Annotated in this window: 14 protein-coding genes; 7 read left to right on the plus strand and 7 right to left on the minus strand. The window is 30.1% G+C overall.

The window, feature by feature from the left end:
- Positions 1–3 precede the first annotated feature (3 nt).
- A complete protein-coding gene (locus DS884_RS08980) occupies positions 4–798 on the plus strand; it encodes a DUF2797 domain-containing protein (RefSeq protein WP_093868586.1) in 795 nt (264 codons plus the stop codon).
- Positions 799–870: 72 nt separating this feature from the next.
- On the opposite strand, the gene DS884_RS08985 is transcribed toward DS884_RS08980, so the two are convergent.
- On the minus strand, positions 871–2,580 hold the full coding sequence (locus DS884_RS08985) for a formate--tetrahydrofolate ligase (RefSeq protein ID WP_093868585.1): 1,710 nt from the start codon (positions 2,578–2,580) through the stop codon (positions 871–873).
- A 207-nt stretch (positions 2,581–2,787) separates the two neighbouring features.
- Here DS884_RS08985 and secDF point away from each other — a divergent pair, with 207 nt between their 5' ends.
- From secDF to obgE, 3 genes are all read left to right on the plus strand, one after another.
- Positions 2,788–5,787, plus strand: coding sequence for a protein translocase subunit SecDF (gene secDF / locus DS884_RS08990; RefSeq protein WP_113786511.1), 3,000 nt, complete (start codon positions 2,788–2,790; stop codon positions 5,785–5,787).
- An 87-nt stretch (positions 5,788–5,874) separates the two neighbouring features.
- On the plus strand, positions 5,875–6,993 hold the full coding sequence (locus tag DS884_RS08995; protein WP_093868583.1) for an adenylate kinase: 1,119 nt from the start codon (positions 5,875–5,877) through the stop codon (positions 6,991–6,993).
- A gap of 45 nt (positions 6,994–7,038) precedes the next feature.
- A complete protein-coding gene (obgE, locus tag DS884_RS09000) occupies positions 7,039–8,028 on the plus strand; it encodes a GTPase ObgE (RefSeq protein ID WP_093868582.1) in 990 nt (329 codons plus the stop codon).
- 68 nt (positions 8,029–8,096) lie between these two features.
- On the opposite strand, the gene DS884_RS09005 is transcribed toward obgE, so the two are convergent.
- Genes DS884_RS09005 through surE form a run of 6 tightly spaced genes read right to left on the minus strand, consistent with a single transcriptional unit; the run spans position 8,097 to position 12,469 of the window.
- Positions 8,097–9,221, minus strand: a complete 1,125-nt coding sequence (locus DS884_RS09005) for a T9SS type A sorting domain-containing protein (RefSeq protein WP_113786512.1) — start codon at positions 9,219–9,221, stop codon at positions 8,097–8,099.
- A gap of 38 nt (positions 9,222–9,259) precedes the next feature.
- The gene (locus tag DS884_RS09010) at positions 9,260–9,751 is read right to left on the minus strand and encodes a C40 family peptidase (protein ID WP_113786513.1); all 492 of its coding nucleotides are present in this window, start codon (positions 9,749–9,751) and stop codon (positions 9,260–9,262) included.
- Positions 9,752–9,765: 14 nt separating this feature from the next.
- Complete coding sequence (locus DS884_RS09015; RefSeq protein ID WP_176974313.1) at positions 9,766–10,275, minus strand: C40 family peptidase; 510 nt, start codon at positions 10,273–10,275, stop codon at positions 9,766–9,768.
- 4 nt (positions 10,276–10,279) lie between these two features.
- Positions 10,280–11,395, minus strand: a complete 1,116-nt coding sequence (gene lpxB, locus DS884_RS09020) for a lipid-A-disaccharide synthase (RefSeq protein ID WP_113786514.1) — start codon at positions 11,393–11,395, stop codon at positions 10,280–10,282.
- Positions 11,396–11,423: 28 nt separating this feature from the next.
- On the minus strand, positions 11,424–11,711 hold the full coding sequence (locus DS884_RS09025) for a hypothetical protein (protein ID WP_093868577.1): 288 nt from the start codon (positions 11,709–11,711) through the stop codon (positions 11,424–11,426).
- Complete coding sequence (surE, locus tag DS884_RS09030) at positions 11,699–12,469, minus strand: 5'/3'-nucleotidase SurE (protein ID WP_093868576.1); 771 nt, start codon at positions 12,467–12,469, stop codon at positions 11,699–11,701. The genes DS884_RS09025 and surE overlap by 13 nt, the downstream gene beginning before the upstream one ends.
- A 114-nt stretch (positions 12,470–12,583) precedes the next feature.
- Between surE and DS884_RS09035 the strand changes: the two genes are divergently transcribed.
- The 3 genes from DS884_RS09035 to fabD all read left to right on the plus strand — a co-directional run bounded on the left by DS884_RS09035 (position 12,584) and on the right by fabD (position 16,271).
- On the plus strand, positions 12,584–13,105 hold the full coding sequence (locus DS884_RS09035; protein WP_143032735.1) for a hypothetical protein: 522 nt from the start codon (positions 12,584–12,586) through the stop codon (positions 13,103–13,105).
- 69 nt (positions 13,106–13,174) lie between these two features.
- Entirely contained in the window at positions 13,175–15,298 is a 2,124-nt protein-coding gene (locus DS884_RS09040; RefSeq protein ID WP_113786515.1) for a carboxy terminal-processing peptidase, read from the plus strand.
- A gap of 88 nt (positions 15,299–15,386) precedes the next feature.
- Positions 15,387–16,271 (plus strand): ACP S-malonyltransferase, encoded by an 885-nt coding sequence (gene fabD, locus DS884_RS09045; protein ID WP_113786516.1) that lies wholly within the window; start codon positions 15,387–15,389, stop codon positions 16,269–16,271.
- Positions 16,272–16,819: the final 548 nt, after the last annotated feature.

Consider the following 16,819-nt stretch of genomic DNA (forward strand, 5'->3'; position numbering starts at 1 on the left):
GACATGCAATATCAAGGAGTGTTAAAAAAAATGGCTACCGAGAATTTAGAAACGGTACAATATTATTTAGATATGAAAACTGATTTTTTAAATATGAATCAGTTGTTAAATAAAGAGCTTGAATTTCATTTTATTACTTATGAATGTTTGAGTTGTGGATTGGAGAAAGAGATTTACAGACAAGGTTTTTGTAAAAAATGTTTTTTTGAAACAGCGAAAGCTGGTGATTGGATTATGCGACCTGAATTAAGTAAGGCTCATTTAGGAATTGAAGATCGTGATTTAGAATATGAAAAACAAGCACAATTACAGCCTCATATTGTGTATTTAGCAAATTCTAGTAATGTAAAAGTTGGAGTAACACGAAAAAATCAAGTACCTACAAGGTGGATAGATCAAGGTGCGCATGAGGCTATTGAAATTGTTGAGGTTCCTAATAGGTATTTAGCAGGTATTACCGAGGTTGCTTTAAAAGAGCATGTTGCTGATAAAACCAATTGGCGAAAAATGCTTAAAAATGACATAGAAGATGAAAGTTTAGAATCATGGCAAGAAAAGTTACGTGAATTTATACCTGAAGAAGCAAAGGCATATTTTATTGAAAACAACAAAGAAACAAGTATTAATTTTCCTGTAGAGAAATATCCTTCGAAGCCAAAAAGTTTGAACTTAAAAAAACAAGAATCTTATAAAGGTAAATTAGTAGGAATTAAAGGGCAGTATTTTATTTTTGAAGATGAAACTGTTTTTAATGTTCGAGCTAATGAAGGTTTGGTAGTTAAAATCGTTGTTAAATAGTATTAATCGATATATAAAGAAAAAAGGATCTGCAATTTAATTGCAGATCCTTTTTTAGTTGTAATTCAGATATTAAGACAATCCAGAAATTTTACCATTATTATCAATACTCATACCTTCAGAGGCAGGAGTAGCAGGTAAACCAGGCATACGCATCATTTTTCCTAAAATAGGGATAATGAATTGAGCACCTGCAGCAATTTCTATTTCTCTAACTGTAACAGTAAATCCTTCTGGTCTTCCTATTAATTTGTCATTGTCAGAAAATGATTTTTGTGTTTTGGCCATACAAATTGCAAAATCATTAAAACCTAAGCGATCTATTCTTCGTAGGTTTAATTGAGCTTTTTTATCGTAAGTAACACCAACTGCACCATAAATTTCTTTTGCAATTGTTTCTATTTTTTCTTTTACAGGGCTTTTCCAGTCGTATAAAGGTTTGTATTGTGTAGCCTTGTTTTCAACAACGTTTATAACTGCATTGGCTAATTTTTTTGTACCATCGCCACCATTAGCCCATCCTTCAGAGACCACTGCTTCAACACCTAGTTTTTTACATGCACCAATAACAAAAACTACTTCATCAATAGAGTCTGAAATAAAAGAGTTTATAGCAACAACAGGTTCAATATTGTATTTACGAATGTTTTCAATATGTTTTTCAAGGTTTTTAAATCCGTTTTGAACACGTTCTAAATTTGGAGTATTGTATTCTTCTTTTGGAGAACCTCCATGATGACGCAAAGCTCTAACTGTAGCTACTAATACAACACATTTAGGATTAAGTTTAGCGTGAGCAGATTTTATATTTAAGAATTTTTCAGCTCCTAAGTCAGCGCCAAAACCAGCTTCAGTTACTACATAATTTGATAAAGATAATCCCATTTTAGTAGCAATTACACTGTTGGTTCCTTGCGCAATATTTGCAAAAGGACCACCATGTATAATTGCAGGGTTTTCTTCTAATGTCTGAACAAGGTTAGGTTTTATGGCATCTTTAAGTAAAATAGCCATAGCGTTTTCTGCTTTTAAATCCTTAGCAAAAACTGGTTTTTTATCAAAAGTAAAGCCTATAAAAATATTCCCTAAACGTTCTTTTAAGTCATTGAAGTCACTAGCCATACATAAAATAGCCATAACTTCAGAAGCAGGAGTAATATTAAAGCCATCTTCACGAGGAATTCCATTTCCAGTACCTCCTAAACCAATAGTAATTTGACGAAGAGCACGATCATTCATATCTATAACACGTTTCCAAAGAATTGTTCTTGGATCAATGTTTAAATTGTTGACTTTACTTTGAAGGTTATTGTCAATTAATGCAGATAGTAAATTATTTGCTTTTTCAATAGCATTAAAGTCTCCTGTAAAATGCAGGTTAATATCTTCCATTGGTACTACTTGTGAGTAACCACCTCCGGCAGCTCCTCCTTTTATACCAAAAACAGGACCTAAAGAAGGTTCACGTAAAACTACAGTAGCTTGCTTTCCTACTTTATTTAATCCTTCAGTTAAACCAATAGAAACAGTTGTTTTTCCTTCACCAGCAGGAGTAGGTGTTAAGGCTGTAACTAAAACTAAATTGTTTTGTTTTATTTTTTCTTCATCAATTAAATCTAAAGGAAGTTTAGCTTTATACTTACCGTACATTTCTAAGTTGTCTTCTTCTATCTTAAGTTTTTGAGCAATATGCTTAATATGCTGCAATTTTTTTCCTTGAGCAATCTCAATATCAGTTAAGTGTGCCGTTTTAGGAGTTTCAATGTCAGTAGTATGTGCCATTGTATCGAATTAAATTATTTAAAGTTGTTTGATGTGCTTGAAAAGCTTGTAAATATACATAATATAAATACCAAAAAAGAAGTATTCTATTATCAAGTATTTGTTAATTAGTAGCTAGAAACATAAATATGACAAAAGAATTGTCAAATCTTTTTTGAAATACTATATTTGCACGTTTTAAAAAAAGTCGATTTAAATTATAAGAATATGCAAAACAAAGGTCTTATTAAATTATTTGCTATTCTTTTTGGATTAGTAAGTTTATACCAATTATCATTTACATTTTTTGCCAACAAGGTAGAAAGCAGTGCAAAAGAATACGCTGAAAAAAATGTTAACGGTGGTAGTGGTAGAGAGTTAGCTAAACTAGAAAAGAAATACATTGATAGTGTAGCAAATAAAGAAGTAGTTAATTTAGGAGTTGCTAAATACACCTATAATGATATCAGGGATAAAGAAATGAACCTTGGTTTAGATTTAAAAGGTGGTATTAATGCAATTTTACAAGTATCTGTTAAAGATATTTTAATAGGGTTGTCAAATGACTCTAAAAACTCTGTATTCAATGAAGCTTTAGCAAAAGCTGATGAAAAACAGAAAGATAGCCAAGATGATTATATAGATTTATTTTATAGTCAATTTGAGGCTTTAAGTAACGGAAGTGTTAAATTAAGTGATCCATCAATTTTTGGAACTAAAGCACTACGTGATAAAATAGACTTTAATAAAACCAATGAACAAGTAAAATCGACTTTACAACAGGAAATTAACACGTCTATAAATACAGCTTTCGAAGTATTACGTAGCCGTATTGATAAATTTGGTGTAGTTCAACCAAGTATTCAACGAATTGGAACTTCTGGAAGAATTCAAGTAGAATTGCCAGGAGCTAAAGATATTGAGCGTGTACAAAAATTATTACAAAGTACAGCTGAATTACAGTTTTGGGAAGTATATACTAATGCTGATGTAATTCCATATTTTGTGCAAGCTAACGCTAAATCTATCGAGTTATTAAAAGACAAGACAGCTAGCGCTACTGAGCAAGTAAAAGATACTGCAAAGAAAGGTGATGATATTGATGATTTATTAGGAGAATCAAAAGACTCAACAAGTGTTGAAGCTCAAAAAATGTTATTTAACTTTTTAAGTCCAAATCAATCGCAAGTTAGTTCTACAGTAGGGTATGCTAAAGTACAAGATACTGCTAAAGTAAATGAATTACTTAACAATAAAGAGATTGTAGCTTTATTGCCAAGTAATTTAAGAAATGCAAAATTTTTATGGGATTATAAGTCAATTACACCTGCAAAATCAGCAGATGCTCCAGAAGATGAAGAAGTTGCTGCTATTATTGCATTGTATGCTATAAAATCTAATAGAAATGATAAAGCTCCTATTGAAGGAGATGTAATTGCTGATGCAAAACAAGATTATGATCAATTAAGTAAGCCTGTAGTGTCAATGACCATGAATGGAATTGGTACTAAGAAATGGGCTAAAATGACTAGTGATAATGTTGGTAAATTTGTTGCTGTTGTTTTAGATGATTATGTATATACTGCACCTTCAGTAAATGCAGTAATATCAGGAGGAAGTACTCAAATTTCAGGAGGTCAAATGACAGTTTCTGAAGCACAAGATATAGCAACAGTTTTAAAAGCTGGTAAGTTACCTGCACCTGCACGTATTATTCAATCAGAAGTTGTAGGTCCATCATTAGGTAAAGAATCTATTAACGCAAGTATATGGTCATTTGCCTTAGCTATTTTATTAGTTTTAGGATGGATGGTTTTATATTATGGTAAAGCTGGATTATATGCAAACATTGCATTATTAGTAAATATCTTATTTATTTTTGGTGTATTAGCATCATTTAATTCTGTATTAACATTGCCTGGAATAGCAGGTATTATTTTAACAATAGGTATGTCGGTTGATGCCAACGTAATTATTTTTGAAAGAATTAAAGAAGGGTTAACAGGAGGTAAGAGCTTAGCTACCGCAGTAGATGAAGGGTTTAGTATTAAAGGAGCTTTATCTGCAATTATTGATGCAAACATTACAACGTTATTAACTGGTGTAATTTTATATGCTTTTGGTACAGGTCCAATTAAAGGATTTGCATTAACATTAATGATTGGTATAGCAACATCATTATTTACAGCTATTTTCATTACACGATTATTAGTTGATGGAGCTGTAACTAAAGGAACTAATTTAACATTCAATACTAATATTTCTAAAAATTGGTTTAAGAATATCAATATTGAATTCTTGAAGAAACGTAAGTTAGCTTATGTTATTTCTGGAGCTATCATTGCTTTTGGTTTAGTTTCTATTTTAACTATAGGATTAAAACAAGGAGTTGATTTTAAAGGAGGACGTTCTTACATTGTTCGTTTTGATAAGCCAGTAAAAGCAAATGAAGTAGCTGCTACTTTAAAGAATGCTTTTGGTACTGCTCCTGAAGCAAAAACGTATGGTTCTGAAAATCAATTAAAAATTACTACAGTTTATAAAATTGATGAAGAAGGAAGACAAGTTGATGAGCAAGTTCAAAGTGAATTATATAAAGGGTTAAAGCCTTATTTAGGTGATACTACTTATGAGAACTTTAAGCCTGGTTTTGAAAAAGCAGGTAGTGGTATAATGAGTTATATGAAAGTAGAGCCAACAATTGCAGATGATATTAAGCAAGCTGCATTATGGGCTGTAATAGGTTCGTTAATTGTAGTGTTCTTGTATATCTTATTGCGTTTTAGAAAGGTTGCCTTCTCTATTGGAGCAGTAGTAGCCGTATTCCATGATGTTTTAGTTGTATTGGGTGTATTCTCAATTTTATATAAGGTTATGCCTTTTGATATGGAAATTGGACAATCGTTTATAGCAGCGATACTTACAGTAGTAGGATATTCACTGAATGATACCGTGGTAATTTTTGATAGAATTAGAGAATATGCTAATAACAGTACTTCTTTTACTGCTGGTTTAGTTGATAAAGCATTAAGTAGTACGTTAGGAAGAACTATAAACACATCATTAACAACATTGTTAGTAATGTTAGCGATATTCTTCTTTGGAGGTGATAGTATTAAAGGATTTATGTTTGCATTAATTATAGGTGTAATTGTAGGTACTTATTCATCTTTATTCGTTGCAACTCCAATTATGTTTGATGTTGCCAAAAAAAGAGAGAAGAAATAAAAAAATAAGAAACAAAAATAAAACCGTTTTGAATAATGTTCAAAACGGTTTTTTCATTTACTATCAAGCAACTATCTTTGCAATCTGATGAAAATAACAAAACTCCACGATTTATATTTTAAAGAATTCGTTTCTAAAAACGATATAGCTACTATTGTAAAGCAATTAGCGTTACAAGTAAAAAAAGATTTACCTAAAGATGAAGTACCTCTTTTTATTGGTATTTTAAATGGTTGTTTTGTTTTTGCTGCTGATTTTGTAAGAGAATTTAATGGAGATTGCGAAATTTCTTTTGTTAAGTTAGCTTCTTATGAAGGAACAAATTCTTCAGAAAAAGTAAAGAAATTAATTGGAGTAAATGAAGATTTATCTGACCGTACCGTTGTGATATTGGAAGATGTAATTGATACAGGAACGACATTACAAGAGATTTACGAAATATTCAAAACCAAAAACTTAAAAGAATTAAAAATAGCAACGCTTTTCTTTAAGCCAGATGTATATAAAAAAGAGTTACCAATTGACTATATAGGAAAAAGTATTGATGATGCTTTTATAGTTGGTTATGGACTTGATTATAATGGTTACGGAAGAAATTTACCTGCTGTTTATCAGTTAACAACAAAACCTAAAATGAAAAACATCGTATTATTTGGCCCTCCAGGTGCAGGAAAAGGAACACAAGCTACAGTTTTAAAAGATAAATATAACTTAGTACATATTTCAACAGGAGATGTTTTCCGTTATAATATCAAAAATGGAACTGAGTTAGGGATTTTAGCAAAGACATATATGGATGCTGGAAATTTAGTTCCAGATGAAGTAACTATTAGTATGCTTAAAGCTGAAGTTGAAAAAAACTCAGATGTAAATGGGTTCATTTTTGATGGATTTCCAAGAACACAATCTCAAGCTGAAGTATTAGATGAGTTTTTAGCAGAGAAAGGAGAACGAATTAATGGAATGGTTGCTTTAGAGGTTTCTGAAGATTTATTAGTTGAGCGTATCTTAGAGAGAGGTAAAACTAGTGGAAGATCTGATGATACTGATGAAAGTAAAATCAGAAATCGTTTTAATGAATACAATACAAAAACAGCTGTATTAAAAGACTTTTATGAAGATAAAGGTACATATTATGGGGTAAATGGTGTGGGTTCTATTGAAGAAATTACAGAGCGTTTATCTGATGTTTTTGATACATTATAAAAATATATTTAACTATTAATTTAGCTAAATAAATAAACAAAAAAAATGACCGAAGGAAATTTTGTCGATTATATAAAAGTTTATGCATCTTCAGGTAAAGGTGGTAAAGGTTCTGTTCATTTACACCGTGAAAAGTACATAACAAAAGGTGGTCCTGATGGAGGAGATGGAGGAAGAGGTGGTCACGTAATTGTACGTGGAGATAAAACTATGTGGACACTTTTTCACTTAAAGTTTAAGCGTCATTTTAAAGCTGAACATGGTGGTCATGGAAGTAGTAGTAGAAGTACTGGTGCTGATGGAGCAGATATAGTAATACCTGTTCCTTTAGGTACAGTTTTTAGAGATGCTGATACTGATGAAATACTTTTTGAAGTAACTGAACATGACGAAGATATTATTTTATTAGAAGGAGGTAAAGGAGGAAGAGGAAATTGGCACTTTAAATCGTCAACAAATCAAGCACCTCGTTATGCTCAACCTGGAATTGATGGTGTTGAAGGTTGGTTTCGAATGGAACTTAAAATTTTAGCAGATGTAGGATTAGTCGGATTTCCTAATGCAGGAAAATCTACCTTACTTTCAGTAATAACTGCAGCTAAACCTAAAATTGCTGATTATGCTTTTACAACTTTAAAACCTAATTTAGGAATTGTAGAATATAGAAATCATCAAAGTTTTGTGATGGCTGATATTCCTGGTATTATTGAGGGAGCGTCAGAAGGTAAAGGGTTAGGGCATTATTTCTTAAGACATATTGAACGTAATTCTACTTTATTATTCTTAATAGCTGCTGATAGTGATGATATTAAGAAGGAATATGAAATTTTATTAAATGAACTTCGTAAGCATAACCCTGAGTTATTAGATAAGCAACGATTATTGGCTATTTCAAAATGTGATATGCTTGATGATGAATTAAAAGAAGAAATTAAACAGGAATTACCAGATGGGGTTGATACATTGTTTATTTCATCTGTAGCTCAAACGGGTTTAATGGAGTTGAAAGATACTCTTTGGAAGATGTTAAACTAAACAATATAGTTTTTATAAAAAAAAGCTGTGATTTTAAAATCACAGCTTTTTTGTTTTTAAGTTTAATCTTAGTTTTTCAAAAACTTTTTAGTTAACACACCAGTTATTGTTGTTAATCGTAAAATGTAAACTCCTGTAGGGAGGTAGTTTAAGTTAATGCTATTATTGTTTTTTCCTTTAAATACGATTCTACCAGAAATGTCTGAAATATTGATGGTAGTAATTTCTTCTTTGTTAATACCAATGTTTAATGTTTCTTTAACGGGTATAGGGTAGGTCTCTATTGTTGTTAAATAGTTTTTATTAATGCTTGCAGTAGCACAATTTTCACTAAAACTTGAAGCACTATCAAAAGCAAAATTACTCCCTGTCCAATTACTTGTACTATAGGCAACATCATCTACTTGGATACAATTTAGGCTGCTATTTCTAACAACTTCAATTTCTTTAAAAGTAGTATTAGTACCATTAGCTAAATTTAATGAGGTTAAACTATTAATAGAGCAGTAAAGTTTAGTTAGTTTAGGGCAGTTACTCACATCTAAGCTAGTTATTTTATTTCCACCACAGTTTAATGAACTAAGTTCAATATTTTTGCTTACATCTAGGGAAGAAATATTGCCATTGTTATAACAGAAAAATAAACGCAGATCAACATTTTTTGTAACATCTAAATCTGTAAGTTGATTTGTATGGCAGTAAATTTTTGAAAGCATTGTGTTTTTACTTGTGTCTAAGGTATTTATCTTGTTAGTGCTACAGTCAAAATAAACTAAAGATAAGTTGTTCGTTATGTCAATGCTCGTAAGTTCATTGTCATAAGAATATAAAGTGTTTAATTCTGTGTTTTTTGAAACATCAATGCTTGTAAGTTTATTATTGTAAGAGTAAAGATACTTTAACTTTACATTTTTACTAAGATCTAAGCTTGTTAATTGATTACTATAACATGATAAGCTTGTAAGATTAATAAACGCTTCGATACCATTTAAATTTGCAATATTTTTATTAGATACATCCATGCTTCCATTAAACGCATTAGCTTCGCTAGTTTGAATTTCTGAATCATTATTGGTGTTTATTGCTGTGTTAGCTACTAAAGCAGCTTTGAAATTTGTGTCTGGTATTGTAACATTTTGTGCACTTACAACCATGCTACTAAAAAATAATAATAAAAGTAATTGTTTTGTCATAATGATAGGGGAATTAATAATTGTTTTTAAGAGTGAAATTAATTTAATACTCGTTTAGCTTTAACAAAAGCTGTTTTCCAATAGGGGTCATTTAATGAATTTGTAATTACTCCTTTTGAAGTAGTAGAATGTATAAAGTAAATATTGTGATTGTCAATATTTGTAACTAAACCGACATGATTTATTTTTCCTTTTAGCCTATTAATATTAAAAAATAATAAATCACCAAGTTTTATTTTATCGGTAGATATTTTTTTGCCTTTATTACTCATTGAACTAGAAGAGCGTGGTAATAATACATTAATCTGTTTGAAAGATGTTTGTACTAGACCAGAACAGTCCATTCCTTTTGATGTAGTTCCTCCAGGTTTATAAGGTACGCCGTTATAAGAATTAGCAATAGAAATAACTTTATCAGTTAAAGAAATTAGAGGAGGTGTCTTATTACCTGATTGCTTTTTTTCAGTTTTAAAAAAGCAATACATAATAAAAGTGATAATACTAATTAGTAAAACAACTCTTTGTTTCATTTTGAAAATTATAGTTACAAAACTCTTTTTGCTTTAATAAAAGCTCTTTTCCAATATTTTTCACGTAAAGAGCTTACTAACACCCCTCGTGAACTCGTAGAATGAATAAAACGAATTACTCCGTTTTTTACTGAGGTAATTAATCCAACGTGATTAACTTTACCTCTTTTTCGAGTAGTTTTGAAAAAAAGTAAGTCACCTCGCTTAACCTTATTTAAAGGTATTGAATAGCCTTCTAAATACATTAACTTAGATGTTCTAGGCAAAGAAACATTCCGTTTTTTGAAAGAAGTATAAATTAAACCAGAGCAATCCATTCCTTTTTTACTAGTACCTCCATATTTATATGGTGCTCCTTTATAGGAAACGGCAGTCCAAACAATTTTATCAGCAGTTGTAATTTTTTTCTTAGAAGGTTTTGAAACTTGATGTTTAATAGGTTTATTAGAACTAACTTTTTTTGATGAACCACACGAGTACATAAAAAATAAAATACAAAAAACTGGAAATAATTTTCTAATCACTTATTTAATCGTTTTTTAATCCATCAACAATCAACTTAGCTGTTTTTTCAGAAGCACCTTTACCTCCTAAAACTTTCTCTAAATCAAAATAATCTAAGAATAGTTGCTCTCTATGAGTAGAATCTAATATACGAAATAATTCTTGTTTAAGTTTTTCTTTTGTAAAGTCATTTTGAATTAATTCAGTAACAACTTCTTTATTCATAATTAAATTAACCAAAGAAATATAATCTAATGTTATAATTCTTTTAGCTATTTGGTATTCAATATTACTACCTTTATAGCAAACTACTTGAGGAACCTTAAATAAAGCCGCTTCTAAAGTAGCAGTTCCAGAAGTAACCAAAGCTGCGTACGAAATACTTAATAGGTCGTAAGTTTTATTTGAAATAAAAGAAACATTTTTATTTTTAATAAACTCCTTATAGAATTCATAAGATTGACTAGGGGCACCAGCTACAACAAATTGATAATTTGAAAAGTCGTCTGTTAATGATAGCATAACAGATAACATTTTAGAGATTTCTTGTTTTCTGCTTCCTGGTAAAAGGGCAATAATCTTTTTTGAGCCTAAATGGTGTTTTTTTCTAAATTCATGTTCGTCTACTTGTTTTCTACCTTCTATACCATCAATTAGTGGATGTCCTACAAAATTTACAGTATAATTAAACTTACTGTAAAAATCCTTTTCAAAAGGAAGTATAACAAACATGTTATCAATGTCACGTTTTATACTTTCTACTCTTCCTGGTCTACTAGCCCATACTTGAGGTGAAATATAGTAATTGGTTTTAAAATTGTTTTTTTTTGCCCACTTAGCAATTCTTAAATTAAAACCAGAGTTGTCTATAAAAATAATCACATCTGGATTATATTTTGCAATATCTTTTTTACAAGATTTAATAAAGTTTAATGCTTTTTTAAGGTTTAAAAGAACTTCTACAAAACCCATTATAGCTCGTTCTTTATAATGTGTTACTAATGTGCCACCAACATTTTGCATTAAGTCACCACCCCAAAATCGAATATCTGCTTCAGGGTCTTCTTTAAATAAAGCTTTCATTAAATTTGCTCCATGTAAATCTCCTGATGCTTCTCCTGCAAGTATATAGTATTTCATAAAATCTTCTAATGCGTCTTGTTGAGATTTATATAAATTTCAAGATAAAGGTAAATATAGCAATTGTAATTGTTGCAATTAAAACACCTCTAGCTCGATAATCTTGTTTCTTTTTTAAAAAAACAAAAAAAACAAACAAATTTGGTATAGCTGCTAAAGCAATAACAGCTCCTAAAACTCCTCCCTCTTTAATTTTATTAAGCGTTTCGGAAATATTTGATTGAGAAATATATTGTAAATAAATAAAAAAACCAGAAACAGTTGCTAGTAATGAAACTAAAAAACCAATGATAACTTCTTTTTTTATATGTCCCATGAGTTTAGTTTTTGTATTGCATGATGAGCAGTCATATCAAATTGAACAGGAACAACAGAAATGTATCCGTTTTCCAAAGCCCATATATCTGTATCTTGCCCTTTGTCTTTATTAATAAATTCACCAGTTAACCAGTAATATTCTTTTCCGTAAGGACTTTTTCGTTTATCAAAGGTTTCTTTCCAGTACCCATTTGCTTGTCTACAAATGCGAATCCCTTTAATGTCGTTTTCTTTAAGTTTAGGGATATTTACATTTAAAACAACTCCATCAGTAAGTCCATTTAAAAGAACATTTAGTGTAATCTTTTCTATGAATTTTTTAGCAGCTCTAAAATCTGCATGCCAATCAAAATCTAATAAAGAAAAACCAATAGCAGGAATCCCTTCAATACCGGCCTCAACAGCAGCACTCATAGTTCCAGAATAAATAACATTGATGGAAGAGTTTGAACCATGGTTTATGCCAGAAACACATAGGTCTGGAGTTCTGTTTAAAATTTGATTTTTGGCCATTTTAACACAGTCAGCTGGAGTACCAGAGCAACTATATTCAATTTGAGGGCCATCATCAATAGTTATAGGGTTACAATGTAAAACATTATTTACTGTAATTGCATGCCCCATACCACTTTGAGGACTGTCCGGAGCTACCACTACAACATCGCCTATTTTATTCATGATTTCAATAAGCATTCTTATACCAGGAGCGGTAATTCCATCGTCATTTGTAACTAAAATTAAGGGTCTTTCTTGCATAGTAGATTTAGTTTAACAACAAATGTAAGATAAAAAAAGGATTCTTTTTTAACATTTTGTAAAGATAGAAGAGGTGAAATATTGTGTAAAATTGTAACACTCAAATACAAAGGTATGATACGTGTTGTTGTTTATATTACAATTTTTGTTATTTCAACTTTTTTTTCAATAATTACAGCTCAAACTACAGTGAAAAAACCATGTAGTTCTATTCAGTATTCGCAATTTGATTTTTGGGTAGGTAATTGGAATGTTTATAATGATAAAGGTGCGTTAATAGGTGTTAATAATATTGTTAAAATGACTAATGCTTGTACGATTCAAGAAAATTGGACGTCTAAGACATCAAAAAGTAAGGGAACGAGCTACAATTATTTTAATAAAATAGATAATTCATGGAATCAGGTTTGGATTGATAACTCAGGATTTTCATTAATACTTAAAGGGAAATTTGAAAAGGGAAAAATGATCTTAAACAGTGAAATAATAAAAAGTAAAAAAGGAAGTTATCGTAATCAAATTATTTGGGAAAAGAAGAAAGACAATTCTGTTGTTCAAATATGGAATTACATAAATGAAAACGGAAAGGTAATAAAGGAAGTGTTTAAAGGGCTATACAAAAAAAGAGAAGAATAGTAAAAGTGGCATTATTTTAGTAGTTTAGCAGTTAGTGAAGACTACGTACATTTTAAAAACAGAAGATTTATGAAGACGAAATTCATTATTCATTTTTTTGCAATAATTATTTTATTTGCTAATTCAGTGCATGCATCATCAAATTTTAAAGATGAAGATCCTGAAAAAGACAGAGTAATAGTATATGTTTTAAAAAATATATTAAGTAGGTATCATTATGTGCAAAAAAAATTAGATGATAATTTTTCTGAGCATGTTTACAATTCTTTTATTGAAGGGTTAGATCCAAGTAAAAGATATTTTACTCAAGAAGATTTAAAAGAGTTTTCTCAGTATAAGTATTTAATTGATGATCAATTAAGAGATACTAATATTGATTTTTACAAGTTAGTTTATGGAAGGTTTTTAGAGAAGTTAGATGCTGCAAAAACTAATTATAGAACATTATTAAAGCAGTCATTTAATTATAATAAAAAGGAAACTATTAATGTTGATTATGAAAAAATACCATTCGCTAAAAATGAAAATGAGTTGTTAGACTATTGGAGAAGACAGTTAAAGTTATCAATAATAGGTAGAATTGAAGAGGGAGAAAGAATACAGAAAGATAAAATTGATAAAGGAGAAAAGGTTGAAAAGAAAACTTTTACGGAATTAGAAGTTGAAGCTAGAGCTGAAGTGTTGAAAAATATGAATGAGTTATATATTAGAATTGATGAACTAGAAAGTTCAGATTGGTATTCAACATTTTTAAATAGCATCGTTAGCGGATTTGACCCTCACACTACTTATATGTCTCCAAGAATTAAATCTCGTTTTGATCAGGATATGTCTGGTAAACTAGAAGGGATTGGAGCACGTTTACAAAAGAAAGGAATGTATACCCATGTTGTAGAGTTGATTTCTGGAGGGCCAGCTTGGAAACAAAATGAATTAGAAGCAGGAGATATTATATTAAAGGTAGCTCAAGCTGATGCAGAACCAGTTAATATTGTAGGAGTAAGATTAGATGATGCGATCAAATTTATAAAAGGAAAAAAAGGGACTGAAGTAAGGTTAACAGTTAAGAAAAAATTTGATGGGTCTACTCAAGTAATTTCTATAATAAGAGACGTAGTTGAGCTAGAAGAAACATTTGTGAAATCAAGTATAGTAGAAAAAGATGGTAAAAAGTATGGAATAATAAATTTACCTAAATTTTATATTGACTTTAGTGACTCCAACAGTAGAGATGCAGCTAAAGATATGGAGAAAGAAATTGAAAGATTAAAAGCTGAAAATGTAAAAGGGTTGATTGTTGATTTAAGAGATAATGGAGGAGGATCTTTAAAAACCGCAATTGAAATTGGAGGTTTGTTTATTGATAAAGGGCCAATAGTTCAAGTAAAGTATAGAGGAGAAGATCCATTAGTGAAAAATGATACGGATAGTAAAATACAATGGAATGGACCTTTAGTAGTTATGGTGAATGAGTTTTCAGCATCTGCCTCTGAAATTTTTGCTGCAGCAATGCAAGATTATAAAAGAGGAGTGATAATTGGAGGAAAGCAGACCTATGGTAAAGGAACAGTTCAAAATGTTTTACCTATAAATCGTTTTTATGAGCAATATCCTAGTGATTTGGGAGCTCTAAAAATGACAATTCAAAAATTTTACAGAATTAATGGAGGATCAACTCAAATTGAAGGAGTTTATTCTGATATTTCTTTACCAAGTAGGTATAGTTATATGAAATTTGGTGAAAGAGATCTAGATGGGGCTTTAGCTTGGGACAAAGTAAAACAAGCAAATTATAAGATTAGAAACTCATATAGTAATTTTGCAGATGTTGTATATAAGAGTAATCAAAGGGTTCTTAATGATGAAAAATTTCAAAAGATTAATGAATACGCAAAATGGTTAAAGAAAAATCAAGATGAAAATATTTACTCATTAAACTATAATGAATTTAAAAATGAGACTGATAAAAAATCTATGCAAGGAAAGCAATTTAAAGAAGTTTTTAAATTCAAATCTAACATAACATTTAATGCACCTAAATATGAATATGAATTATTTAAAAAGGATACTATTTTAAAAGGTAAGCGTTTAGCATGGCATAAAAACCTTAAAAAAGATATATATATGAATGAAGCTTTAAATGTTTTAAGTGAATTGAAAATGAAAAAAGAATATTCAATAGTAAAACATTAGAAGATCATTTTATTGTTGGCTTAGCAAAGTTTAAAAATGTGATAATATTAAATATTGTATGTTTGTAGCCCAAAAAATAAAATAATAAATGAAAGCATATATTTTTCCTGGTCAAGGAGCACAGTTTACAGGAATGGGACTAGACTTATATGAAAAGTCACCTATAGCTCAAGATCTATTTGAAAAAGCTAATAATATATTAGGTTTTAGTATTACTGATATAATGTTTGAGGGAGATGCTGAAGAGTTAAAACAAACAAAAGTAACACAGCCAGCTATTTTTTTACATTCAGTAATTTTAGCAAAGGTTTTAGGAGATGATTTTAATCCTGAAATGGTAGCTGGACATTCTCTTGGAGAGTTGTCGGCATTAGTTGCTAATAAAGTATTGTCTTTCGAAGACGGATTAAAATTAGTTTCAAAAAGAGCTTTAGCTATGCAAAAAGCTTGTGAAGTGCAACAATCAACAATGGCTGCTGTTCTTGGATTAGAAGATAATGTAGTTGAAGAAGTATGTGAAGGTGTAGATGGGATCGTAGTTGCAGCTAATTACAACTGTCCAGGGCAACTTGTAATTTCTGGAGAAGTAGATGCTATAAATAAAGCTTGTGATCTACTAAAAGAAAAAGGAGCTAGAAGAGCTTTAGTTTTACCAGTTGGAGGAGGTTTTCATTCTCCAATGATGGAGCCAGCAAGAGAAGAATTGGCAAAGGCAATTGAAGAAACAGAATTTAATGAGCCTATTTGTCCTGTTTATCAAAATGTAGTAGCTAAAGCTGTAACAAATCCTGATGAAATAAAAGAAAATTTAATATTACAATTAACAGCTCCTGTAAAATGGACTCAGTGTATTAAAGCTATGATTGCAGATGGAGGAAGTGAGTTTGTAGAAGTTGGGCCAGGTAAAGTTTTACAGGGTTTAATGCGAAAAATTGATAGAACTGTAACAGCAAGTAGGGCTGAATTAGTATAAAGTTACTTTTAAAAGTTATAATTAAGAAGCAGGTTTTTATGAAAATCTGCTTTTTTTGTTTTAAAAAAGGAACAAAAGAGCTCAAATACCTGCTTCAGTCCCTAACACAGGTGCATTATAACTAATAGTTAGAAGTAAATAAGAAGTTTGCTTTTGGGATAAAAGCTGAAGAATGGAAAACAATTATATATGTATAGAGTTATATAATGTATAGGTATTACTTGAGGAAAAGAGCTTTTATAATAGTACTGAAAAAAACTTTTGTCTTTAAAAGTCTAGTAAATAGTTAATTAAGAGATGCTTTAAAAATAACTTCAAAAAAGTCATTGTCATGTTAGAAAAGGGATCTATATTTGCACCCGCAAACGGATAAGCGTAGAGTTTAAAAGTAAGCAAAGTTCATTAAAATAGGGTTATTAAGATATTAAGCGATGGTTAAAAAATAAGTTAAAAAAAGCTTGTTTAAAACAAATGAAAGTGAGTATCTTTGCAGTCCGAATTTTAGGGAATAGTTCATTAATTTATGAGATTTACAAATTAAAAAAAAA

Source organism: Tenacibaculum sp. E3R01, from assembly GCF_003318185.1.
Lineage (GTDB): Bacteria > Bacteroidota > Bacteroidia > Flavobacteriales > Flavobacteriaceae > Polaribacter > Polaribacter halocynthiae.

Excerpts from the sequence above, each read along its gene's own strand:
- DS884_RS08980 (WP_093868586.1), top strand. The coding sequence starts at position 4 with ATGCAATATCAAGGAGTGTTAAAAAAAATGGCTACCGAGAATTTAGAA.
- DS884_RS08985 (WP_093868585.1), bottom strand. The coding sequence starts at position 2,580 with ATGGCACATACTACTGACATTGAAACTCCTAAAACGGCACACTTAACT.
- secDF (WP_113786511.1), top strand. The coding sequence starts at position 2,788 with ATGCAAAACAAAGGTCTTATTAAATTATTTGCTATTCTTTTTGGATTA.
- DS884_RS08995 (WP_093868583.1), top strand. The coding sequence starts at position 5,875 with ATGAAAATAACAAAACTCCACGATTTATATTTTAAAGAATTCGTTTCT.
- obgE (WP_093868582.1), top strand. The coding sequence starts at position 7,039 with ATGACCGAAGGAAATTTTGTCGATTATATAAAAGTTTATGCATCTTCA.
- DS884_RS09005 (WP_113786512.1), bottom strand. The coding sequence starts at position 9,221 with ATGACAAAACAATTACTTTTATTATTATTTTTTAGTAGCATGGTTGTA.
- DS884_RS09010 (WP_113786513.1), bottom strand. The coding sequence starts at position 9,751 with ATGAAACAAAGAGTTGTTTTACTAATTAGTATTATCACTTTTATTATG.
- lpxB (WP_113786514.1), bottom strand. The coding sequence starts at position 11,395 with ATGAAATACTATATACTTGCAGGAGAAGCATCAGGAGATTTACATGGA.
- DS884_RS09025 (WP_093868577.1), bottom strand. The coding sequence starts at position 11,711 with ATGGGACATATAAAAAAAGAAGTTATCATTGGTTTTTTAGTTTCATTA.
- surE (WP_093868576.1), bottom strand. The coding sequence starts at position 12,469 with ATGCAAGAAAGACCCTTAATTTTAGTTACAAATGACGATGGAATTACC.
- DS884_RS09035 (WP_143032735.1), top strand. The coding sequence starts at position 12,584 with ATGATACGTGTTGTTGTTTATATTACAATTTTTGTTATTTCAACTTTT.
- DS884_RS09040 (WP_113786515.1), top strand. The coding sequence starts at position 13,175 with ATGAAGACGAAATTCATTATTCATTTTTTTGCAATAATTATTTTATTT.
- fabD (WP_113786516.1), top strand. The coding sequence starts at position 15,387 with ATGAAAGCATATATTTTTCCTGGTCAAGGAGCACAGTTTACAGGAATG.